The 23870-nt window shown below is 43.6% G+C and carries 23 protein-coding genes and 2 tRNA genes; 10 read left to right on the forward strand and 15 right to left on the reverse strand.

Annotation, left to right across the window (positions count from 1 at the left end; all coding sequences use genetic code 11):
- Positions 1-363, forward strand: a 363-nt coding sequence (locus B3763_RS09300; RefSeq protein WP_286745923.1) for a hypothetical protein, incomplete at its 5' end; no start/stop codon positions are given.
- Here the strand turns inward: B3763_RS09300 and B3763_RS09305 are convergent.
- The 4 genes from B3763_RS09305 to B3763_RS09320 form a co-directional block, all read right to left on the reverse strand.
- Complete coding sequence (locus tag B3763_RS09305; protein WP_286745924.1) at positions 360-728, reverse strand: SnoaL-like domain-containing protein; 369 nt, start codon at positions 726-728, stop codon at positions 360-362. The two genes, B3763_RS09300 and B3763_RS09305, sit on opposite strands and share 4 nt — an antisense overlap.
- Before the next feature lie 723 nt (positions 729-1451).
- On the reverse strand, positions 1452-1832 hold the full coding sequence (locus B3763_RS09310; protein WP_286745925.1) for a VOC family protein: 381 nt from the start codon (positions 1830-1832) through the stop codon (positions 1452-1454).
- Entirely contained in the window at positions 1819-3306 is a 1488-nt protein-coding gene (locus tag B3763_RS09315; protein ID WP_286745926.1) for a bifunctional metallophosphatase/5'-nucleotidase, read from the reverse strand. Before B3763_RS09315 ends, B3763_RS09310 begins: the two co-directional genes overlap by 14 nt.
- Positions 3307-3355: 49 nt before the next feature.
- On the reverse strand, positions 3356-4339 hold the full coding sequence (locus B3763_RS09320; protein WP_286745927.1) for a hypothetical protein: 984 nt from the start codon (positions 4337-4339) through the stop codon (positions 3356-3358).
- Between the two features lie 252 nt (positions 4340-4591).
- Between B3763_RS09320 and B3763_RS09325 the strand changes: the two genes are divergently transcribed.
- Genes B3763_RS09325 through B3763_RS09340 form a run of 4 tightly spaced genes read left to right on the forward strand, consistent with a single transcriptional unit; the run spans position 4592 to position 7125 of the window.
- Complete coding sequence (locus B3763_RS09325) at positions 4592-5137, forward strand: hypothetical protein (protein ID WP_189631491.1); 546 nt, start codon at positions 4592-4594, stop codon at positions 5135-5137.
- A 2-nt stretch (positions 5138-5139) separates the two neighbouring features.
- Positions 5140-5745 carry a hypothetical protein gene (locus B3763_RS09330; RefSeq protein ID WP_286745928.1) on the forward strand — a complete coding sequence of 202 codons (606 nt, stop codon included), beginning with the start codon at positions 5140-5142 and terminating at the stop codon, positions 5743-5745.
- Entirely contained in the window at positions 5724-6521 is a 798-nt protein-coding gene (locus tag B3763_RS09335) for a sensor histidine kinase (protein WP_189631493.1), read from the forward strand. The genes B3763_RS09330 and B3763_RS09335 overlap by 22 nt, the downstream gene beginning before the upstream one ends.
- Positions 6511-7125 (forward strand): response regulator, encoded by a 615-nt coding sequence (locus B3763_RS09340; protein ID WP_189631494.1) that lies wholly within the window; start codon positions 6511-6513, stop codon positions 7123-7125. The genes B3763_RS09335 and B3763_RS09340 overlap by 11 nt, the downstream gene beginning before the upstream one ends.
- Here the strand turns inward: B3763_RS09340 and B3763_RS09345 are convergent.
- The 6 genes from B3763_RS09345 to mltG all read right to left on the reverse strand — a co-directional run bounded on the left by B3763_RS09345 (position 7118) and on the right by mltG (position 12945).
- Complete coding sequence (locus B3763_RS09345; RefSeq protein ID WP_286745929.1) at positions 7118-10153, reverse strand: DNA polymerase III subunit alpha; 3036 nt, start codon at positions 10151-10153, stop codon at positions 7118-7120. The genes B3763_RS09340 and B3763_RS09345 overlap by 8 nt on opposite strands.
- A gap of 161 nt (positions 10154-10314) precedes the next feature.
- A tRNA-Glu gene (locus B3763_RS09350) sits at positions 10315-10386 on the reverse strand.
- Between the two features lie 19 nt (positions 10387-10405).
- Positions 10406-10490, reverse strand: a tRNA-Ser gene (locus B3763_RS09355).
- Between the two features lie 64 nt (positions 10491-10554).
- Entirely contained in the window at positions 10555-11505 is a 951-nt protein-coding gene (locus tag B3763_RS09360; protein ID WP_189631496.1) for a YihY/virulence factor BrkB family protein, read from the reverse strand.
- Positions 11502-11909: an acyl-CoA thioesterase gene (locus B3763_RS09365; protein WP_286745930.1), complete on the reverse strand. Its 408-nt coding sequence runs from the start codon at positions 11907-11909 to the stop codon at positions 11502-11504. The genes B3763_RS09360 and B3763_RS09365 overlap by 4 nt, the downstream gene beginning before the upstream one ends.
- A gap of 1 nt (position 11910) precedes the next feature.
- Positions 11911-12945: an endolytic transglycosylase MltG gene (mltG, locus tag B3763_RS09370; RefSeq protein WP_286745931.1), complete on the reverse strand. Its 1035-nt coding sequence runs from the start codon at positions 12943-12945 to the stop codon at positions 11911-11913.
- Between the two features lie 51 nt (positions 12946-12996).
- Between mltG and B3763_RS09375 the strand changes: the two genes are divergently transcribed.
- From B3763_RS09375 to B3763_RS09385, 3 genes are all read left to right on the forward strand, one after another.
- Positions 12997-13620, forward strand: coding sequence for an L-threonylcarbamoyladenylate synthase (locus tag B3763_RS09375; protein ID WP_189631499.1), 624 nt, complete (start codon positions 12997-12999; stop codon positions 13618-13620).
- Positions 13620-14255 (forward strand): WbqC family protein, encoded by a 636-nt coding sequence (locus B3763_RS09380; protein WP_286745932.1) that lies wholly within the window; start codon positions 13620-13622, stop codon positions 14253-14255. Before B3763_RS09375 ends, B3763_RS09380 begins: the two co-directional genes overlap by 1 nt.
- A 94-nt stretch (positions 14256-14349) precedes the next feature.
- Positions 14350-16914, forward strand: a complete 2565-nt coding sequence (locus tag B3763_RS09385) for an ATP-dependent Clp protease ATP-binding subunit (RefSeq protein WP_189631501.1) — start codon at positions 14350-14352, stop codon at positions 16912-16914.
- Positions 16915-16974: 60 nt separating this feature from the next.
- Here the strand turns inward: B3763_RS09385 and B3763_RS09390 are convergent, their stop codons facing one another.
- The 5 genes from B3763_RS09390 to B3763_RS09410 all read right to left on the reverse strand — a co-directional run bounded on the left by B3763_RS09390 (position 16975) and on the right by B3763_RS09410 (position 20917).
- Positions 16975-18102, reverse strand: a complete 1128-nt coding sequence (locus B3763_RS09390) for an amidohydrolase (RefSeq protein WP_286745934.1) — start codon at positions 18100-18102, stop codon at positions 16975-16977.
- Between the two features lie 88 nt (positions 18103-18190).
- Positions 18191-19333, reverse strand: a complete 1143-nt coding sequence (locus tag B3763_RS09395) for a cytochrome-c peroxidase (protein WP_286745936.1) — start codon at positions 19331-19333, stop codon at positions 18191-18193.
- A gap of 60 nt (positions 19334-19393) precedes the next feature.
- Positions 19394-19879 carry a Spy/CpxP family protein refolding chaperone gene (locus tag B3763_RS09400; RefSeq protein WP_286745938.1) on the reverse strand — a complete coding sequence of 162 codons (486 nt, stop codon included), beginning with the start codon at positions 19877-19879 and terminating at the stop codon, positions 19394-19396.
- A gap of 10 nt (positions 19880-19889) precedes the next feature.
- Positions 19890-20204, reverse strand: a complete 315-nt coding sequence (locus tag B3763_RS09405; RefSeq protein WP_286745940.1) for a hypothetical protein — start codon at positions 20202-20204, stop codon at positions 19890-19892.
- 38 nt (positions 20205-20242) lie between these two features.
- The gene (locus B3763_RS09410) at positions 20243-20917 is read right to left on the reverse strand and encodes an RNA polymerase sigma factor (RefSeq protein ID WP_286745943.1); all 675 of its coding nucleotides are present in this window, start codon (positions 20915-20917) and stop codon (positions 20243-20245) included.
- A 543-nt stretch (positions 20918-21460) separates the two neighbouring features.
- On the opposite strand from B3763_RS09410, the gene B3763_RS09415 reads away from it, so the two are divergent.
- On the forward strand, positions 21461-22408 hold the full coding sequence (locus tag B3763_RS09415) for a succinylglutamate desuccinylase/aspartoacylase family protein (RefSeq protein ID WP_229838755.1): 948 nt from the start codon (positions 21461-21463) through the stop codon (positions 22406-22408).
- Between the two features lie 2 nt (positions 22409-22410).
- The gene (mgtE, locus tag B3763_RS09420; RefSeq protein ID WP_286745946.1) at positions 22411-23766 is read left to right on the forward strand and encodes a magnesium transporter; all 1356 of its coding nucleotides are present in this window, start codon (positions 22411-22413) and stop codon (positions 23764-23766) included.
- Positions 23767-23870: the final 104 nt, after the last annotated feature.

The raw sequence follows: 23870 nt of genomic DNA on the forward strand, positions 1-23870 counted from the left end.
GCTCTGCTAAAACATCTGGATCAACGGGGGCTAGCTCCACAAGCATTCAGTAATGAACTAGCTACTTTGAAGAAACAACTCGCTGGCGACACCAAACCTTCACAAATCAGAGCATTTTATAATATGCTCACTGACCGTTTGCGAAAAAAACATGGCCTCACCGTACCGCACTTTTACAGAAACCTGTGGATGGGTATTGGAATGGGCGTATTCGGTGTTCCCTTGGGCACAGTCTTCTCTTCACTACTCAATAATTTCGCATTCGTTGGAATAGGTATACCCGTTGGCATGAGCATAGGCATGGCCATTGGTATACAAAAAGATCATCAGGCCTTGGCCGAAGGTCGCCAATTGAACATTTAGCCTGGTGTGGGCATATTGTAGTAGAAGCGCTCATGCTCCACCAGGTTATTTTTCCACTGCTTTACAGAGACCTGCTCCATCTTTATTCTGTTCCCGTCCATGAAGGTCACATCTATCCAGGTTTCTGTAGCGGTTTGCCCGGTTTCTTCGTTGGCGGTCAGTGCACCTACTCCACCACCATGTACTTCTTTTATCATGGCTAAAAACTGCTCTTGTCTCTTTCTGTTGGCAGCTTTGCCTTCAAATACATCGCCATTGCCCTCATGCATGACCACTTCATCGGCATAAAACTTATCAAAAGCTTCAAGTAACTGGCCTCCTCCGGCCATTTGCTGTAAGTCTTGCTCTAATTGTAAAACACTCATGGTTATATTTTTAACGTTCAAGGGCCATTCTCCTGGCTCGTAAAATCACCTACTCTCAATAAGTCAGAACCAGTTCACAGAAGAAAAGGCCCTCACGGTTGTAACCGGTAATTTGCGCTCATACAAAAAGTAAGGTCCGTTGTGATAAGTTAAGCAATTAACCGCAGCTGCTAAGCTTTTATTCTGCTTTTGAAATTTCTTTAGGCGAAGCGCATGGAACTGATACAGGGGTAAGTGTAGGTTATGCACCTCGCCACCATGCAGAAATAACTCATTAATTGGAACCCAAGACCATGTAAAGATTCAAAGGTTAGTAGCTTCTATACAGAGAGCTTCGGTTGAAATGTAAAGGCAATAAAAAAGCCCCTTTCGGGGCTCCTTTATTTACCTTTTCGGTAATAATCCACAATTATATCTCTCACTGAAACGCGCTGGTGATTGAAACTTTGTGAACTTCTTTCTTGATGCAAGCCTGCACCCGTTTTAACCTTGTTGGCGTTAGACTCGCTCATTTGACTAGACTTTAATACCTCCATTAGTTTACCTTACTTACAAAATTCTAAACTGCCCGTCAGGCTGAATCTCCATTTCCGATTGCAATATTATGCAATCGTTTGCATTATCCAAAAAAGCTTAGGCCCTTTTTTACAATTATTTAATGGAGAAAATCGGGGCTTAACAACAATTATACACCGCAGGTCAAGCACACCCTACTTTTGGCACTTACTCTTCTTCATTGCCTTGTCCAAAGCTGATCCTAAAACCATTGAGATCATATAAATCAAAATCGGTCATTCCATAGTCAGACTTCACCAGCTCACTCACTTTCAGTCCTTTTGACTTGAACTCCCGGTAGAGCGATTCGACATTGCGAACAAAGACATAAAGCGTGGGGTGTACCCGCTGCAACTGAAAGTCTGTTGGTGCCTCCGAAAAATGAATAACCAGTTGGTCTCTTTTAAGAATAGCATAGGTAACCGGGGTTTCCCAGGTGAACTCCACTGTAAACCTCAATTTATCTTCATACCAGGCAATGGTTTCTTCTATATTGGTTACGGGCACCACAGGCGCAAAATGATCCAGAAAAGGTTTATCCGGCTTCATTTGATTGCTGATTTAAATAGGCCATTATAATATCTCGCACATCGTTCTTTACCTGGCCAAAAGCCTCCGGGTTACTAGCCGTATCTTCATAGTTTTTGAGAAACTCGAGGTTGGCTTCTCCGCCACCCATTACAAATTGAGGTAGCGCTAACACATATTGCCTGGCCGGGTTTAGGAGCTCTCCTTTAATGTACCATTTACCTTCTCTCTTTTCTGCATTGGCCAACTGCAGGTAACCTCCCAACCCCACATTGGTTACGGTGCCTGTTTCAAGCACTCGCTCAATCACAGAGCCATTGAGTTTTACCAGCGATATTCCTCCTCCAAAAGGGAAGGAACGCAGGATATCGTACTCTGTTATGATACCTGTAAGTTGGTCGTCTAACCGAATGGAACCGGAGTTAAGAATGGCCAAATCGGCCTCTGGGGCAACATATAAAAAGGATTGGGCTGTTAGTATAGGATAGTTAGTAGGGCGGTATCGAATACTGCTTTCTCGGCCATCGAGTGTATCGGTCGTGGTCATTACCACCGCATCGGGAGTATAGCCCATGCCGGCCATACTTTCATTGCCAATAGCCACCCATTTGTCTACTACCGCCTTCACTTCCGGATCTTCCTCCACGGTATCATCAATAGTTACCAGTTCCGACAGAATGTCGGTTACTTTAGTGGCCTTATTGTAAGTGATTCGGTGCACGTATACGGTTTTAGCATTGGCATCGGCCTTGGTCAAAATGGTATTACCTATAACATACTTCATATTGGTATGATCGTGCCCTCCTAAAATGAGGTCTAACTCAGGCACAAAATACCTGGCCAATGAGTCATCCATTTCTTCTTCCAGATGTGTAATAGCCACCAGCACTTCTGCCTGATCCTTCACTTTTTCATACGTGGATTTTATCGACTCGTATTTATCGGTATACCCCACATAAGAGGCTTTATTGAACGGTACCGTTGACCCAAAAAAAGCCACATCAACTCCATTTATACTGTACATGACATGGTCAGGAAATGGCTGTCCTTTTTGCTTCCAGTCAGTAAGCTTTCCGTCTACTCTATGAAAACAATTGGTGGTGGTCCATTGAAAGTCCGATTCGGCAATTCTTTTTAGGTGTTCTCCTTCCTTAATGTCGTATTCATGGTTGCCGGGTACCACAATATCTACTCCCACAGCATTCATTACTTCCACCATGTGTCTGCCGGCAATTTTCTCCCCCTCATAGGTAAGCGTACCCAACAACGATGGACTCACAAAATCGCCAGAAAGGGTTGTAATTACGTGTGGATTCTCCTGAAGGAGCTGCTTCTTAATGGTAGCCACCCGAGCCATGCCTGCCGATTTACCACCTTCAATAGGTGCTATTTCATAGACATCGTTCATTTGGAGAATAATAAACTCAACCGTTTCACTCTTCTCACAAGAATGAAAGATAAGAGCCAGAAGGGATAAAAGGAGTAACTTTTTCATGACGCTGTGTTTACCGCCAAAAGTTACAATTAAATTATAAACTCAATGATCAATTGGACCCTCCGGGAGAGAATAACCTAAAGAATTCTTGCATGGTAAATTGCTTGGATATGAAAAAAAAGTAATCAGGCGACTCACTTGATCCGGGACCAAGGTTTCTAATTTCAAAGCCGATTTTTGCCCCAATTACCCGCTTCTCAAGAACTGAACCCTGAAAAACATAGAGAAAAGAGTTTTTATTGGAGATATTAGAGGTTAGAGGCGAAACACTTAAGCCGTTGCCACTTGCAGTATTTAAGTCTGACCGAACACTTCTTATCCAAGTGTGACCGATCAACCCGCTTATGACAAAATCGAACCCTTGGGTGACTTTAAAAAGCTTCATGCCTATCATGGCTGAACTCCGGTCTTGAATAAGATTTGCCGTCAAAGTATCCCTTAAAAGAAGGGTATAATTATTCAGGCCTCTAGCTCCTTGACCAACCGCGTCCGTAGTGTCTTGAGGAATAAAACGAACGTTGGCCGAATTGTTAAACTCAACTCTGTCATACTCAAAATTTGCTGTTAAGTAGAGTTTACCTCTGTTGTTTTTATCAAAAGCTCTCAAACGATAATTTATTTTAGCAAAACCCCGGGTAAATTTCTTTTGATATTGTGCACTACTAGTCTCTAAGCCATTAACCATTACTCTCCTATGATTATCTTGAGCTAAGGGCTCTACTCGTAACAGCCTCGATACTCTGTCATTTCGATTAAATATAGTTGGAGAAAATTTACCACTTAGTACGCCAAACTCTGAAGACAAGCGAGACGAAATAACTTGCCCCAAATTGGCATTGAGATCTAGAAATAATGTTGCATCATTCAATCCATCAACAAACTCAAAACTTGCACCAGTAGAAAACCCAAAGAAAACCGAATCCGGATCCAAGGTGTAATCAGAGCCCTGCTTAAAAGTCTGGGCTTTAGCCTGTAGACTACATATACAGATAAAAAGGAAACTAAAAAAAGCGGTTTGAAAGGTTCTTTTCATGACTATAAAGGTTAAGTACTACTCAATGATCAAGCCTTATTTAAGACCTCATATCAAACCAAAAGTCCAGACAATCAATAACTTACTCAATACTACTCAGGTGGTATTATGCATCAATTATTCAGTAATATTTAGTACTTTCATGATCATTACATTCCGGCAAACACCCTCTCACCAAGAATACTCCCTGATAGGTATTGATCAGCGCACTTATGCAACTCAACTTGACACACAAACCAAACCAACCATACCATGAACATTTACAAGACCTTAACCTTCGTGTTTGCCACTCTCCTGGCGCTGGCGGTTATCAGAATACTGGTACCTACAGAAGATGATAAGTTTCTCGATAAGCTTAGTGCCACGCCAAGTCTTCAGCAAAAATTTCAAGGCAGCAGAATCGACCCCGAGGGTACCGGATCACTTATTTCGCTAAAGGAAGCTCAAGACAAAATGAAAGTGTTCAATCGGGAAAACCGAAGAAGCAGCACCGCTGACTCCTTACGAATCACCCCTTTTGCTTTCGCCTTTGGATCGGCTCACTTCGACACGTTGTTTTCTCGAATTAAAAGAATAAATGAAGACATTGGAGATGACCCTGAAGAGAGGGTACAGGGATTGAGAATTTACTTAACCTGGAACATCAAAAATACTCCAGGCCATATAGATCTGCTGGCCGTACCCGTACGAGGCAATGGAAAAGACTTTGTTCAGGTTAACCCTCCCAATTTTTTGGAAGAAGAAGTGGTACTCAACACCTCCGCCCCCTGCCCTAACAATTGTGACCCAGGTAAATAATAATGAATAACTGGGACTACATATTTATTTACTCATCTGTGTTTTCTCCACTTATTCCCATTGGTATTTACCTTACTCAAAAGCATAATGACCGGTTCAGAGTCATTATGCTCTTTGTATTAGTCTCCTTTGCCTCAGACTTACTCTCTATTTATGCGGTAAAGGGCTCTAATTACCTCTTTCTTCATGCCTATGGTTTAGTGGAAGCCATGCTTCTGTTTCTCTTTTTCTACAAAGTACTGGAAAACAGAAGGTGGATTCCCTTCTTGGCTGTATGCTACGGCATTTACTATACCATTAACTCACTGCTTTTTGAAATGGGCATGTTCAATACCATTGGCAGATCTATTGAATGTCTGCTTATTATCTTTCTATGTCTTCGTCTTTTCTATCAGTTTTTCCACAACGAAGAAGACCTGTTTTTGGAAAAATCGCCCTTGTTTTGGATCACCGTAGGTCTTCTCACCTACTTCTCAGGTGCTTTTCTCACCTTTGTGTTTAGTCGGTACATCCTGGTCGATGAGCCTCTGTGGATTCTCCATAACATCTCCAATGTGCTCAAAAACACCTTTATTGCAATTGGCCTATGGAAAATGACACTCAAATAAACTACCAGGCATTTCTAATTCTGGGCACCATAGGCATGTTGTTGCTGGCTTTTGGAGTCACTTTTTTTATTTACTTCTACCAAAGAAAACTCCTCAAGAAAAAAATTGCCTTTCAGGAAATTGAAGACCTTCTGAAACAGCAAGAATTGCACTCGGCCTATACACTATTGAAAGGGCAAGACATGGAGCGTAAGCGTATTTCTCAAGAGTTGCATGACAATCTGGGCAGTCAATTGGTTACTCTAAAAATGTATGCCGACTCTGCAGTTTCAGCTCCATCAACCAACCAAAAAAATGAATTTCTAAGCAAAATAAGTCAACTGGTTGAACAGGCCAGCAACGAAACACGCAAGCTTTCGCACGAGTTAGATTCTGTAGCCTTGAAACACTTTGGCCTTGAAACGGCCATTGCCGACCTAAAATCCACCATAGAGTCGCTTAAGAAAATAAAAATAACCACCTCAGTAATTCTTGAAGACAACCTATCGAGCAATATGGCTTACCAGCTCTACAGAGTAATTCAGGAATTGGTGAATAACACTCTTAAGCATGCTTATGCCGGGCAAATCAGCATAGACATTCACCAAGACGAAAGGCAGCACCTTCACCTTATATATAAAGACAATGGTGTGGGCTTTGACATTGGCAAGGCCAAAAAAGGGATGGGGTTATTGAATATACGATCGAGAATAAACGAACTCTCCGGAGAACTGTACATTCTATCCAATTCCGGAGGAACTTCTATCACCATTGAAATTCCGCTCTATGAAAATTAAAGTATTATTGGCCGATGATCATGCCATTGTTATCGAAGGCCTGAAGGCTGTACTATCGGCACACCCCGAAATTGATGTTTGCGGAGAAGCACACAACGGAAAGGAGGTTCTGGACTTTCTGGATACTCACTATGCCGATGTGGTTGTTTTAGACATTAACATGCCCGTAATGGATGGGCTAACCTGTGCCCGAAAAATCAGACAGAAGCATCAACGTGTTAAAATTATAGTGCTCACCATGTATGCTCAGAAGTCTTTTATTGAAGAAATGCTCAGAATTGGCATAGATGGTTCTTTATTAAAAAGCAATACAGGGCAGGAACTAAAAGAGGCTATCTATCGGGTGCATAGTGGAAAATCGTACTACGATATGGTTCACACCTTTGACGATGCAAGCAATACCGTAAGCCAATACAAACTAGGCGACCGCGAAATAGAAATTATTAAACTCTTGGCCGAGGGGCTCACTAGCACTGAAATTGCCGATAAACTCTTTATTGCCGAAAGCACGGTGAAAACCCACCGTAGAAACATTCTTAGAAAAACAGAATTACACAACACCTCACAACTCATACAATTTGCTCTCAATCAAGGCATTATATAGGATTTAAAGCACCCATTGTGGCATGCCGGGGCTCCTCTGCCACTCGCGGATCATGAATATACCGGAGCTTTCGCATAGAAATAACCTCCAGGCTCAAAAAGTCAAATTCTTCCACAATTTTACCTTCAATAGCATAAATACCCTTTCCCCGAAACGGATACCTGGCTGCAACAGGCGGAAAGTGCGTACTGTCTATAAAGTGGCCCTCACGGTCTATCCAGGTACCAAACTGCATACGCTTGCCACCTGAAGTATTGGTGTTCTTTATGTGCACCAGATACCCCACCATAGTAACTACCTTATTCTTAAACCGCTCCATTTGGCTAACCAAAACCTCTTGTGCCGGCAACTCCTGAAGCAAATCGAAAGGATTACACAACGGAAAACCCAAAAGGTCAATCTGATCAAAAGCATCTTCCAGCCTATCATAGCTTAGAGGAGGTATGCTAAAACGCTTTACTTCGGGGTCGAAAAGCATTTTTACCGGCCGGGTCTTCTTTGCATGACTAAGCTGAAAATGTGCTTCCCACAACAACTCTTTCTTCGACCGTCCGGTAAATCTAAATGCATCAATTCTCACCAAAAGGGTCACTTGTTCCAGAGAAATAGGTACCCGCTTCAAAAAATTATCAAAGCTCATAAAAACCCCATTGGCTGTTCTTTCTTCCAAAATGGCCGCTACAGTAATTTTATCTAAATCGCCAATAAAACCGAGGCCTATGAAAATACTACGCCCATAAATGACACAAAGCTCTTCACTCAAATTTACACAAGGAGGCTGCACATCGCCCCCATGCATATAGGCCTCATGCGCATATAGCTCTACACTATAAAACCCGCCACCATTGTTCATAGTAGCTACCATATACTCCAACGGATAGTGTGCCTTTAGGTACAAACTCTGATAACTCTCTACGGCATAGCTGGCCGAGTGCCCTTTGGCAAAAGCATAACCGGCAAAACTTTCTATTTGACGCCATACATCAGCCGCCAATTCATACGAGTGCCCCTTTTCTTTGCACTTCTCAAAGTATTTATCCCGTACTTTCTGAAACTCCTCTCTGGAACGATACTTACCTGACATACCTCTGCGTAGCACATCGGCCTCTGCCAGGCTCAATCCGGCAAAATAGTGTGCCACTTTAATCACATCTTCCTGGTACACCATTACCCCATAAGTATCGGGCATAATCTCACGCAGAATAGGGTGCGCCTCCTTCTTTCTATCCGGCTCACGAAACCTCAGAATATATTGCCGCATCATACCTGATTTGGCTACCCCGGGCCGAATGACAGAACTGGCAGCAACCAGCCCCAGGTATTCATCTACCCTCAGCTTTTTGAGCAACATGCGCATAGCCGGAGACTCCACATAAAAACAACCTATAGCCTTGCCCTCGCGCAGTAAATTCTTTACACGTTCGTCCTTCTTGAAGCAAGCAATATCATGAATATCAATTGGAGGCCTGTCGGGGTGGTTTCTACGAATAACTTCCAGGCTATCACGAATTTTGCCCAGTCCCCGCTGGCTAAGGATATCAAACTTATATAGCCCAATGTCTTCGGCCACAACCATATCGAAATGAGTTGTAGGAAAACCCTTGGGAGGCAAATCGGTTGCCGTGTAGTAATGAATAGGCCTTTCAGCAATGAGAATTCCTCCGGCATGTATACTCAAATGACTCGGAAAACCTTCAATATAATGCCCGTAGCGCAGCACCAACTGCTGAGTATGATCCAACTTCCGAAGCTCAGCCTTTTGAATATATTCTATCTCATGGGGAGGAAGCCCCAGCACCTTGCCCAACTCCCTAACCACCGCTCTAAACTGAAAAGTACTATAAGTAGCCAACAGAGCCACATTCCCTCCCTCTCCATGCTGAAATTCTCTGAAAATAAACTCTGTAATATCTTCTCTATCCTTCCATGAAAAATCAATATCGAAATCAGGAGGATTTTGACGATAGAGATTAATAAATCTCTCAAAATACAAGTCCAGCTCAATAGGATCTACATCTGTAATTCGCAACAAATAAGCCACTACACTATTGGCTCCACTACCCCTTCCCACATAATAATATCCCTTCTCCCTGGCATACTTACACAGCTTCCAGTTAATAAGAAAATAAGACATAAACCCTTGTTGTTTTATTACATCCAACTCTGTTTTTACTCTTTGCTTTATTTTCTGAGAAGGATTGGGATAGCGATAATAGAGCCCTTCCTCACAAAGCCTTTCCAACATGGCATAGTCTTGCTCAGGGGTTTCGCAAAAACAACGAAGATTCTTATTCAGGTTCTCTCCCTCAAAATCGAAGTGTATCTCACAAATACTTAAAAGCTTCTCCGCATTTTCTATCAGGTAGAGATGGTTGCCATATAACAGTCTTAGCTCTTCGGCCGGATAAATAAAATCGCCAGGGTGTGCCTCTTCAGAGCGCGGCAATCTGCTCAACAACATGTTATTGGCAATGGCTCTTAACAACCGGTGAGCATTAAAATCGCGCTTTAATACCTCCCGCTCTCCGGTTTTGGTATTTACACTACTTCTAAAAGTGGCCGTTGGCATAGCCAACATCTTTTCTTTGTCAATTGCATGAGGAGGATAAACTAACCTTGGTAAATCTTTGGGCTTTACCCCCACATATTCATAATCATTGAGATTAAAGCCTGTATATTTTTCGAAAGGGTATATAACCAACGCCTGATTAAAACGAGGTGCACGGTACGGAATCTTTTCTCTGGAGTGCAAATATTTTGAGAGGTAATCATTGAGCTCTCTAAAGCCCTCATTATTTCGGGCAATAGCCACATACAATTGATCAGCTCCATTTCTAAAGTCTATACCTAAAATAGGTTTAACACCATAGCGAGGAGCCAAACGTACAAAATTGAGGGAGGCCGCAGTACTATTAATATCGGTAAGAGCCATACTCTTTACCCCAGCCTGTTGCATCAGCTCCAATAAATTGGCCGTTCGTATAGTGCCATACTTGAAGCTAAAATATGAATGACAGTTAATGTACATATTGCCATGTGCAACCGCGATAGAAAACACTCATCCATTCACTGGACCACAAGAACAAAGCTAATAAAAATAGCAAACTAATTTTATTAGTTTTCTAACTAAAATATAGCTGAATAGGTAAGGATAAAAAAAAAGCCCGGCAGCATTGCCGAGCTTTTAAGCAGTCCCTAGGGGAATCGAACCCCTGTTTCCAGGATGAAAACCTGGCGTCCTAACCCCTAGACGAAGGGACCGTGACATTGTCAATAAGTGCAGAGGAGGAGGGATTCGAACCCCCGGTACCTTGCGGTACAACGGTTTTCAAGACCGCCGCGTTCGACCACTCCGCCACTCCTCTGGATGTGATCTCCCGATTGGGACTGCAAAGATAAATGGAATTTTTTTTCTTCAAACAAGAATGCTCAAATATTATTCTCAGCTTTTAGCTTATCAAACTTGGCCTTGTCCAGAGCAGCATTCATTTCAAAGCCTACCAGCAATATGAGCGAGAGAATGAACAACAACAGCATGAGCACCAGTAAGACTCCTATTGAACCGTAGAGCTTATTATATGTACCGAAATTGTTGATGTAAAAGGAAAAGCCAAAAAATGCGGCAATGCAAGCCAAGGTAGAAAATATGGATCCGGCACTAAAGAAATGCCAGCGTTCATGAACCGCAGGGGCAAAGTAGTATATACAGGAAATAGCAATTTGAAAGATTAAATAAATAACCACAAACCGCAATACCAACACAAGATCCAGAGAGATTACATCTTGCACAAACTCCCTTACCTTATTGTCCTGCAACAATTGCTGCCCAACCACCAGCAGTGCAATTGAAATAATCACAGAGAGTGATAGTATAAAAATGAGCATGGTAGCAATAAACCTCATTTTAATGAAACCGCGGGTTTCAACTGTTTTATAACAGGCGTTGAATGCCGCCATCAGAGCATTCATTCCATTGGTAGAAAGCACTAGTGTAAGTATAAAACCAAAAGAAAGGAGCCCTCCTCTTTGCTTACTAATAATGTCGTGAATAGTGGTAGAAGCCGCATTGTACAGGTTCTTTGGCAATATATTCTCCATGAACATAATGATCTCCTCATTGGTGACCTCCGGAAAGAATATTTGAATATATGGGGTTAACGTAAACAGGAAGATTATGGCAGGGAAAATAGCCATAGTAAAACTAAAGGCAACGGCATTGGCTCTTCCTACTATTTCATCATCACCCATTTTTTGCAAAAAGATGACAATTGCCTCGTACAAACCTACCTTCTCTTTGCCAATCTTTATTCTCTGCAAAAAAGAGACAAACCTCTTATATGCCTGATGATTTACTACCAGATTGACTAAACGACTTCTCATTCGAAATGTGGCTTCAAAAGTTCCAGCAAATAGCCCGGTGCCCGGCAGGGCCTTCCCGTAGACTTATTGATAAAAGCCAAACTAGTCTCTCCCTGATTAAGCTTAATACCCTGTTCATTGAACACTTCGTACAAAAACTTCATGCGCATTTCCGGCAAGGAGGGTATACTCACTCTCACAGTAAGTAGTTCATCGTATTTCGCTGGCCTGATAAACTTACAGTGGAGTTCGGTTACGGGCATCATCACCCCTTCTTCTTCCATTTTTTTATACTGAAACCCGGCTTGCCTCATAGCCTCTACCCTAGCTACTTCATAGTAGGTGGCATAGTTACCATAATAGGCATATCCCATCTGATCAGTTTCGGCATACCTTACGCGTACCTGAACATCGGCCTTATACATGTTATCTGTATATGTTTCTTTTGTTTAGTGCCTGCTGAAACAGCCTGGCATTTCGGTTGTGTTCGGCCAGGGTTTTAGCAAAGCGGTGGTAACCAGAGAAATCTTCCTTGGCACACATATAAATATAAGAATGCTCTTCGTAATTCAGAACGGCATTTAGGGAACTGATTGAGGGCAGATTAATAGGGCCGGGAGGAAGTCCTCGATAGCGATAGGTGTTGTAGGGGCTATCCACCTGCGTATCGGCTGTTAAAACACGTTTAATAGTAAAGTCGCCAAGAGCAAACTTCACTGTCGGGTCAGCTTGTAAAAGCATCTTTTTATTGAGCCTGTTAATGTACAAGCCGGCAATTTTGGGTTTTTCGTCTCCCATTATGCTTTCATCCTGAACGATAGAGGCCAAAGTAGCTACCTCAACGGGGCTTAGCCCAATGGCAACCGCTTTGTTCTTTCGTTCTTCCGTCCAAAAGTTCATATACTCTTTGTGCATTCGTTCAAAGAGCCCTTTGGCCGATATGCTCCAATAGACCTCATAGGTATTAGGAATAAACATGGCCATAACATTCTGGCTGTTGAACCCAAATTCTGCCAGATACTCGTCATCGTTTAACAAGGCCTCGAACTCCTCGGTGCTCGCCCCCACATTAGAGGTTATTTTTTCCGAAAGTTCCGATTTAAAGCGCACGTTATTGAAGGTAATATCGACCGGAGTTTGGTTGCCGGCCCGCAGTTTTCTGATGGCGTCAAGGTTGCTCATTTTAGAGTCGAGCAAATAAACACCCGGCTTCACAGCTTTTTGGTAGCGCAATATTTTGGCCACAAAACTGAATGAAACGGCATCTTCGATAACTCTGGCTTCATAAAGGTTATTTCTTAGTGAATCGAAGGTATCGTCATGATCTATGAGTATGGTCTGAGCTTCGGACTCCGTTAGAATATTGGCTCCATAAAACAACTGATAGAAATAGAACGAAAAGGTGGTCAGCAACAGAGAGAAGATGACCATAAACAACACAAAGCGCTTTCTTTTCTGCATAGGGGCACAAAAATAGTGAATTTGTCCTAACTTCGGTTTTATTTCAAAGTGATGCCGGCTGAGTTCATTCGACTGTACGAAGAAAACCCTGAACCTCATAAACTCGATCAGATTGTGAAAGTTTTGAGAAATGGAGGAGTAGTGATTTACCCTACCGATACGGTTTATGGAATTGGATGCGATTTTAGCAACACAAAGGCCGTGCAAAGGGTTTGTCAGATAAAGAACACAAAGCCACAGGCGCTCTCATTTATTTGTTACGACCTGAGTGAGATCTCAGAATACACCAAACACCTGAGTACCCCGGTGTTTAAAGTAATGAAAAAGGCGCTTCCGGGCCCTTTTACCTTTATTTTGGAAGCCAGCAGCAAGGTGCCTAAAGTATTGAATGCCAAAAAGAAGACAGTGGGTATTCGAGTTCCCAACAACAATATTCCCCGGGAATTGGTAAAGCGGCTGGGCAATCCCATTATCACCACATCGATAAGAGACGAAGACGAAGTGATTGAGTATTCGACAGACCCTGAATTGATTTACGAAAAGTATGAGAATCTGGTAGACATTGTGATTGATGGAGGCTATGGCGGCAATATGCCATCGACTGTTGTCGACTGTTCGGGCGATTACTTCGAAGTAATCAGGGAAGGCTTGGGAGACATTGAAGAGTTTATGTAGTGAAAGTATTGATTGAAACACAATACATGCCTTCGGTGGCTTATTTCACTCTTTTATGCCACGCAGAAGAAGTATTTATAGAGGTAAACGAAAATTTCGAAAAACAAACCTACCGCAACCGGTGCGAGATTCTAACCTCTCATGGCACACAAAGGCTCACGGTTCCGGTACATTCTGCCAACAGCAAGATTCCAATTCGCAACATGCAAATTGACCATCGCCAAAAGTGGATCAACAACCACTGGCGGGCTATTCAATCGGCCTATGGCAAAGCACCCTTTTTTGAGTACTATTCGACCTACTTCGAGAATGAACTTAAGAAGGAAAAAAAACATCTGATTGAACTAAATCAGTCGTTGCTGACATTATGTCTTAGACTGCTTCAACTGAATGTGAGCATCGAATTCACTAAAAAGTTTGAATTGACCCCGGCAAAGGGTATTTTGGATGCAAGGTCTGCCGTGCATCCTAAAAAGCCATTAGAAAGCATGACATGGTTTCAGCCAAAGGAGTACTATCAGATGTTTGGCAAAAACTTTGTACCTAACCTCAGCATATTAGACTTGTTGTTCTGTGTAGGGCCGGATGCCTTAATGGTTTTAAAGCAGTCAGGTGTATTCTTAAAGAACAAATAGGTTTTTGATACCGTTTTCTATTAAATCTTAACCATATCTTATTAAATTGTTTGGGGTTTAATAGACTAACATTAGACCAAGAGAAAGGCGATAAATGGAAGCAAAATTTTCAAATAGAGTAAAGGAAGTGATTTCGCTTAGTCGGGAAGAGGCGCTGCGTCTCGGCCACGATTACATAGGCACAGAACACTTGCTTTTAGGAATGATTCGTGAGGGTGAAGGAGTAGCCGTGAGCATCTTGAAAAAGCTTGGCACTTCTTTGGAAGAGCTAAGAGAAGCCATAGAAAGAGCAACCAAGGGAACAGCCAATCACAACGTAAAAAACCTGGCCAATATCCCCCTGACAAGACAATCAGAAAAGGTACTGAAAATCACCTACTTAGAAGCAAAAATATTTAAAAGCCAGCTTATTGGCACAGAGCATTTGCTATTATCTATTCTGCGCGATGAAGATAATATTGCTACCCAAATTCTCGAGAAATTCGATGTGAACTATGAGGTGGTTAAAGAGATGCTCGAATACCAAACAGATAATCCTATTGCTTCGTCAGACACTGACGACCCGGACGATGACTCTTCACGTATGTTTAGCAGTGGAGCATCTGGCGGGGGCTCATCTGACCGACCTACAGGCAAAGGTTCTGAAAAATCAAGAACCCCGGTATTGGATAATTTTGGCAGAGACCTGACCAAATATGCCGAAGAAGGCAAACTAGACCCTATTGTGGGCAGAGAAAAAGAAATTGAGCGTGTAGGTCAAATTCTTTCGAGAAGAAAGAAAAACAACCCAATTCTTATTGGAGAACCGGGTGTTGGTAAATCGGCCATTGCCGAAGGACTAGCCTTACGGATTATTCAGAAGAAGGTATCACGTGTTCTATTCAACAAACGAGTAGTTACTCTAGACCTCGCCTCTTTGGTTGCCGGAACCAAGTACAGAGGACAGTTCGAAGAGCGTATGAAGGCCGTTATGAATGAGCTGGAAAAGTCTCCTGAAGTGATTCTGTTCATTGATGAGCTTCACACCATAGTGGGAGCAGGAGGAGCATCTGGTTCGCTCGATGCCTCCAACATGTTTAAGCCCGCTCTTGCACGCGGAGAAATTCAATGCATTGGAGCTACCACACTCGATGAGTACCGCCAGTATATCGAAAAAGACGGGGCTTTGGCCAGAAGATTCCAGCAGGTAATGGTAGACCCTACCACTCCTGAAGAGACCATTCAGATTCTCGAGAACATTAAAGAACGGTATGAAGATCACCACCATGTGAATTATACCGAAGAAGCCATAAAAGCCTGCGTTACACTCTCAGACAGATATATTTCTGACCGATTTTTGCCCGATAAGGCCATAGATGTATTGGATGAAGCCGGTGCCAGAGTACACATAAACAACATCCATGTACCCGATGAAATTGTAAAGCTGGAAGAATCGATCGAGGAAATAAAGAAGGAGAAGAACAGGGTAGTAAAAAGCCAAAAGTATGAAGAGGCTGCCCAACTGAGAGATAAGGAGAAAAAGCTCATTGATCAGCTAGACAAGGCCAAAGCCAAATGGGAAGAAGAGAGCAAGTCTAAACGATACGTAGTAGATGAAGATAATGTAGCAGAAGTTATAGCCATGATGACCGGCATACCTACCAAGCGTGTGGCTCAGAAAGAGCAAGCTAAACTGGTGGGCATGGCCAGCCAGCTTAGTGGCAAGGTTATAGGCCAGGAAGATGCCATTAAAAAGCTCACCAAGGCTATTCAGCGCACAAGAGTAGGACTCAAAGACCCCTCAAAACCAATTGGTACTTTCGTATTCCTTGGCCCCACCGGAGTGGGTAAAACAGAGTTGGCCAAAGTATTGGCCACTTATCTTTTCGATAAAGAAGACTCACTGGTGCGCATTGACATGAGTGAATACATGGAGAAATTCTCTGTTTCGCGGTTGGTAGGAGCGCCTCCCGGTTATGTAGGCTATGAAGAAGGTGGTCAGCTTACCGAAAAGGTGAGAAGAAAACCGTATTCTGTAGTACTGCTCGATGAGATTGAGAAAGCTCATCCCGATGTGTTCAACATTCTTCTTCAGGTACTTGACGATGGTATTCTGACTGATGGCTTGGGCCGAAGGGTTGATTTCCGAAATACGATTATCATCATGACCTCGAACATAGGGGTAAGAGATTTAAAAGATTTTGGAACTGGCATTGGGTTTAGCACTCAGGTGAAGCGTGACAACGAGGAAGCTATAATTAAAGACACTATCCAAAAAGCGCTTAAAAAGACCTTTAGCCCTGAATTCTTGAACAGGTTGGATGATGTGATAATCTTTAACTCACTTTCCAGAGAGCATATTCACGAGATCATTGATATATCATTGAAGAAACTCCTGAGCAGAATTGAAGCCATGGGTTACCAAATTACCCTAACCGAGAAAGCCAAAGACTTTTTGGCCGACAAGGGCTTTGATCCGCAATATGGAGCCAGACCTTTGAATCGTGCGATTCAGAAGTATCTCGAAGACCAAATTGCCGAAGAAATATTAAAAGGCGATATCAACGAAGGCGATACACTGATGGCCGATCATAAAGAAGGCGAGGCAGAGTTGACCATAAAGATTAAAAAGAAACGAAAAACCAGTAAAAAGACTGAAGAGGAAGACTCTACAGACTAATGTGGTAAACAGATAGTAAGCGAAAGCCGGTTTTGGGTGACCTTCCAAAACCGGCTTTTTTTATAACCGATTGATAAGTATTTGCCAGAAAAGCCTTGCCCCGGTGTTAATAATCTCATCGGGAAAATCATAGAAAGGATGGTGCAGAGGAAAACACCCTTCGCCACTGCCAAGCCCAAGCAGCGCCCCCGGAACTTCGTCCAGAAAAACACCAAAGTCTTCGCTCCAAAGATTGGGCTCGGGAAGTGTTCTAACCTCAAGACCAAGCTGTTGGCACGCCTGCCTTACCACCTCTTCTTGTTCTTTATGATTGGTGGTGGCCAGAAAGCTTTCATGCTTCGATACTTCCAAAACTAAACTTTGCTGATGGGCCAACTCGTTCGCCTGGCTCTCAATAGCCTGCAATAGCCTCCTTATTTCGTTATTGGACAACGATCGAATGGTCATCCAGACTTCTCCTTCACCAGCTGAAACACCAAAACTTTCATCGCCTAGATTTATATGGGTAATGGTATAAAAGGTATGACTATGAAGCCCCAACTGTCTAACCCTTTCCGGCAAACAAACAATAAACTGACCAATGGCTTGAGCGGGATTCTTACCTTTCTCCGGTTCACTAGCGTGTGAAGTATGACCTTTGAACAGCAACTTAAGCCCAATAGATGCCGCACAAAAAACTCCACCCTTACTGAGGATGGTGTGTAAAGGATATCCGGGTAAATTATGTAAGGCAAAAGCTTCATCAGGCCTGTTTTCTTTAAACAGAGGGTCGCTTACAACCCGGCCTGCGCCCTGCCCTGTTTCTTCAGCCGATTGAAACATGAGGCTGACTTTTCCTTTTTCAATCCCCTCACTTACAATTCGGCAAGCCAACTCTAACAATATGGCCATGTGCCCATCATGACCACACTTATGGCTTATACCTTTATTGACAGAGGCATATTCAATAACCAACTCCTCTTCAATGGGCAGGGCATCTAATTCGGCCCTAAACATAATATGCCTGCCCGGCTTCCCACTGTCCCAAATAGCCCATACGCTGCGGCCACCTATTGGAGCCATCAACTGTGTGGGCTTAAGTGGCCTCAGCCAGTCTACAATCTGGCGGGCCGTCTCTCTTTCATTACCGGACAGTTCCGGGTGTTGATGCAGCCAATGCCTCTTCTGAATAGCGTTGAGTTTGAGCATGGGAAAAAGATACCTAAAAAAGCAAAGGAGAGCTCCATCCGAGCTCTCCTTCTTCAACCAAAATATATAGTATATGAACTATAAATTCTCAATCATTACCGAAAGGGTTCGAGAACTTTTCATCGCTTATAAACGACTGATCGGTAAGTGTTCTCAAAAAGGCCACCAAGGCTTGCTGCTCCTCCGCATTCAAATTCATTCGAATAGCCCGGTTATTGCCTTCTCTCAATCGGTCATCAAGATTAGGATGGTTCTGAACACCCCGGTTATAGAAGTCGATTACTTCCTCCAAAGTTTCAAAACGTCCATCATGCATGTACGGGCTAGTGAGTTCAATGTTTCTCAATGAATTGACTTTGAACTTACCATTGTCGCGTTGATTGCCGGTAACTGCCCCAAGGCCCAGGTCTGTACTATTGGCGTTGAGCCCATTGTTTCTGGCTCTATCTCCACTAAACGCTACTGTTTCATGACAATTGGAGCACTGTGTTCTACGGCTAAAAAATAAATCTTTACCCAAATTCTCCAGTTCAGTAAAATTGGAAAAACGGGCATTACTGTTTCCGTTGGCGGCAACAAGCCCAAAATCGTATGGTGCCTGATATGAGACCATGGCTCTTACGAATTGGGCAAGTGCATTGGCTATTCTATCGGCAGTAACTGCCGAGCTACCAAAAGCATCGAAAAAAAGCGGCTCATAGTAAGGTTGTGCCTGAACTTTAGCCACCAGTTCATCTAAGGTTAACCCCATTTCCACCTCGTCCTGAATAGGCATCAGTACTTGTGCCTCCAGGCTTGTGGCTCGTTCATCCCAAAAGTAACTGCCATTGTTATAATACCTGGCGTTGGCCAAGCCCATGCTATTTCTGCCGGTCTCTTCGCCTTCAAAACCAAGGCTTCGAGTCCGCGAATCGGAAAAACCTTTGGCTTGCATATGACAAGAAGCGCATGAAACGGTATTGTTTGCACTTAACTGAACATCATAGAAAAGCACTCTACCCAGGGTTGCCCCTGCATTGGTTATCTGATTATTGGTAGGTGTATTGTCTATACGCCTTATATCATTGTCTAAAAAATGATCGGGAAGATCGGGGTTGGCATAGTTGTACCAACTGTCCGGTAAGTTCAAACCCTCAAGAGCATTTGGCTCTACGGTTTCTTCTTCCAGGTTTTGAGAGCAATTGGCACATAGCATGGCCAGGCTCAAAAGAAAAATCGCCTTTGTTCGCATAGTTTGTTTGGTTTTAAATTTTTGGTGCAGTCCGACTCCGGCTTTGAGGTTTCACAGGTCTTATGGCCCGCGCCTTTTCTTCTTTTGCGGTGGTGGCATACGGCTGTGCGGAGCCCCTTGCTTTAATACCGACATAATAATGGCATCGAAAACCTGTACCTGTTCTTGAGCGCACAGGTCTCGTATTTTCATGAAGTGGTTGAAGGTGGCCTGCTCTATCCGGGCCTGACTATCTCCTATTACCCGGCTCAAACTGTCCGTAAGGGCTACCACCTCCGGCTTTCCGTAAAGACTATGCAATTGCTCTCGAGCCTCGTGCATTCGGCCCCTCAGCCTATTCACTTCTATAAAATGGTTATGACGCAAGCGTTTTAACTGTTCCAACTGTTCATCGGTCAGGCCAAGTTCTTGTTCCAATATTAACAGCCCTTCCATACCGTTTTTAATGTGCTGATCTGGTTTGCCCCACCAAAGCAAGGTCAGGAGCACCACGTTCAATACCGCCAGAAACACTACCGCAATGCCTATTATTCTTGAACTTTTCATTTGTTTAGATTTAATAACCGAATTCGTTGGGCGGCATAAAGTATTCTCTAGACAGCGTTTCCCATGCAGTTTCTACAGGCAGAGGTCGCTCATACCCTAGCAGAACCAAGCTAAAACCATTGAAAACCAGAACAATAAAAAGCAAGAGCATGCATAGCTTCATATTTTCTAAAAAGGCATAGCGGTTACTCTTACCCAACAACTCTGCTTCCATTCTGGCCTCCAACCGGCTATAAAAAAAAGCAGGTGCCAACGCTCTTTCTACAGCATCCAAACTTGCCATACTCTGCTCTACCCTTTGTGCTATAATTGCTTTCTCTTTCATGGTATCTTATTGGATGCCAACCCTTTAATTTTCTTGCGTTAATCAATCATATTTTTTTCATAGAAGTTTCTCAGTTGCTTCTTTAGGTTTTGCCTGGCCCTGAACATGAGCGACTCAACCGATGACACACTTACCTGAAGTACATGAGCCACTTCTTCATAAGAAAGCCCTTCCAGCTTGTGTAGAGTAAATGCCAATCGCTGATTATCCGAGAGCTTATCGATAGCCGCCAGCAAAGCCCTGGCATTTTCCTGTTGCTCCATAGCCACTCCCGGATGCATCCAATCGGCAGGCTGGAAGCCCTGCGCCACACCTCCTGCAAGGCTCCTCATCCACGCAAAGCGCTTTTTTGCTTTCATCCTTCTTAGTTTTTCAAGACTCTTGGTAGTGGCAATCCGGTATATCCAGGTAGAAAGCTTAGCCTCTGCCCTGAAACTCTCTACCGATCGATACACCTCCATGAATACATCTTGGGCGCTTTCTTCAGCCTCTTCTTCATTCTTTAAGAGGCTCAGGCAGGTGTTGTACACTTTGTCTTTGTAGTCTTCTACCAATTGCCTGAAAGCTTCTTCAGATCTGTTTCTCAAGGCCAATAAAAGTGTTTGCTCTGTCAATGGTTGGTCTAAGTTGAAGGAGGTGTTATCCTCCCTGTTTTGGTTCAGAAGCTTTTGGGCCTCCTCATTCCCTCCCCGCTTTATTGGCCTGTACAGCAATTGCCTGTTTAGTGCTAGCCGCTGCTCATCGCAAACAGGCTCTTTATTTCTGCCACACTTTCCACTTTTAGCACGAGGAGTTGTGCCCTTAAATCCGTTGTTCGCTCAATTACCCTACCCACCGCTTTCATATTTATTTTGTGGGCCAATTGAAGTTGCTCCATTCGGGCTTCTCCAATCCTCAGCCGAGCCTGCAAAGGCTGTTTCTCTTTTTCGGCTCTTTGTCTGGTCTGGTGTATACTGTTATTCTGTTCTTCGGAAAGCCCGGGAATATGATAGGAAACCTGACCAGGCGGCTCGCTTTGGGAGACCTCTTCCCTTGTAACAAAAGGCTTTGCGCAAAAACCAAAGACATGGCAACTATTGAGGCCAACAGCAAGGTGACTCCGACAGTAGCTTTAAACATTTTTATGACCTTTTAGATTTTGTTTTTGGAGGGCTTAATGAAAAACAAGCCCCGGACTTGCTCCCTGAAAAGTTAAATTAGGCTAAGGCTATTCAGGGTTTGTGTGTAGATTTAGCCCAAACAATCAGCCAGCGATTTTGAGAACACCCTTTATAATTAGTGGAAAGCCCGTAATGCCGGGCGAAGAAGCAGTTATCAACGTAAATATTGCCCGATTGCCCTCTCACTCAGAAATTAACCTGAAGATTACGGTGGCCCGGGCTCTTGAAGATGGCCCCACTCTTCTTCTAAGCGGAGGCCTGCATGGCGATGAAATTAACGGAACGGAGATAGTCAGGAGAATTATTGAAAAAGACCAACACAAACCCAAAGTTGGAACAGTAATCTGTATTCCCATCATCAACATGTTTGGGTTCATTAACTTTAGCCGTTATGTGCCCGATGGAAAAGATGTAAACCGGTCGTTTCCCGGAAATAAGAACGGATCGTTGGCCTCGCGCGTGGCTCATTACCTTACCAATAATATCATACCCAAAATAGATGTGGGCCTCGATTTTCATACCGGAGGGGCCGACCGAACCAATTACCCACAAATACGCTGTGTACTTAAAGACGAACGCAACCGCGCCATTGCCAATGCGTTTGAACCTCCTTTTATTCTCAACTCCCCCTTTCGTCCAAAGTCGTTGAGACAAACAGCCGCCCGAATGGGTAAGCATATTTTGGTCTATGAAGGAGGGGAATCGGCTCGCTTCGATGAACATGCCATTCAGGCAGGAATAAACGGGGCTTTGAGGGTAATGAAGTACCTGGGCATGCGCGAGAGAGCCCCAGATGCCATGCAAAAAACCAGAGTCATCTACAATTCATCGTGGGTAAGGGCACGCTATTCCGGTATTTTTCTAGCCGGAGCAAAATCAGGAGACTTTGTAGAAAAAAATCAAATTGTAGGCTATATAGCCGAACCCTTCGGGGCTTTTAAGCACAAGATTAAAAGCCCGGCAACAGGCTATGTAATTGGCCTTAACAACAACCCCATAGTACATCAGGGCGATGCATTAATGCACATAGGCGTACAAAAGTAATTATGGAAAAAGAAATAACATTTTTGGAAGAACTCTCTTCGCTCATTGAACTAAAAGACAGTGAGAGCATTCATCAGTTGATGGAAAGCCTGAAAACGGAAGACCTGATCTATGCCTACAACCGGCTCTCCAAAGATGAACAGGTTTCGCTTATTGGCCTTTTAAGCCCGGAAGATGCCGCTATGCTTCTGGAGCGAATACCCCAAAACCAGGCCATAGAAGCCATAGAAAATGCTCAGATAGAAACCGCTGCTTCTATTCTTAATGAGTTGTATAGCGATGACCAGGTAGATATTCTGGCCGAGTTGGAAACGGAAGAAGCCGAGGCCATTCTTGAAGAAATGCGGCCTCAGGAAGCCGAAAATGTAAGAAAGCTCATACAGTACGATTCTGAGTCGGCCGGTGGGCTAATGGTAACGGAATACCTGGCCTATGACTCGGCCATGACGGTAGCCCAAACGGTAAAAGACCTTCAGGAAAAGGCCGAGGAATACGAAGACTACCACGTACAATACATCTATGTTACCTCCGACAACCGCTTTGTCGGGGTTTTGCAAATGCGCGATTTGTTACTTTCTCGTCCCAATACCAAGCTGGATACCATAGCCATTAAGAATGCTAAAACCATGCTCCCTAATGCCCGTTTGGAAGAGCTCATCGGTTTTTTCGATAAATATGATTTCTTTGGAGTGCCCGTGGTAAGCGAAACCGAAGAACTGCTGGGTATAGTACTCCGAAAAGACCTTCGCGAAGCAGAAACGGAAAGGTCTAACCTGGAGCTTTTGGAAACCCAGGGTATTGTGGGAGGAGAGGAGCTCCGCTCTATGCCGGTATGGCTTCGTTCAAAAAGAAGGCTTTCGTGGCTATCTGTAAACATTGTGCTCAACATTATTGCCGCAAGTGTTATTGCCTTTTACCAGGACACCCTCGAAGAAGTGATTGCCCTGGCCGTGTTCCTGCCTGTTATTTCCGACATGAGCGGCTGTTCGGGCAACCAGGCCGTAGCGGTAAGTTTGCGCGAGCTTTCCCTGGGTTTGGTTAAGCCCTATGAACTGGCCCGGGTACTTTGGCAAGAGATCAAGGTAGGACTTATCAACGGGTTGGTACTTGGCCTGCTCATTGGTCTGGCAGCCTTTATCTATATGGGCAATTTTTATTTAGGACTTGTTGTGGGTGGCGCTCTGGCCATTAACACCATTGTGGCCGTAAGCATTGGCGGCACTATTCCGTTGTTTCTTAAAAAAATGAATACCGATCCGGCTCTGGCATCGGGCCCTATTCTTACAACGGTTACCGATATGCTGGGCTTCTTCTTAGCTCTAACCTTTGCCAGAGCGGCAATGAGCTATTTGGTGTAAATACCCGAAGCGTTGGCAAATCATGGTGAATTCAACCCGTTCGGAACTAAAAAAACCGAACTAATTTGAGTTTTCTCTAATTAATAGGGTTACTTACTTAAGTC

The organism is Roseivirga sp. UBA1976, from assembly GCF_002336325.1.
In the GTDB taxonomy this organism is placed as follows: domain Bacteria; phylum Bacteroidota; class Bacteroidia; order Cytophagales; family Cyclobacteriaceae; genus Roseivirga; species Roseivirga thermotolerans.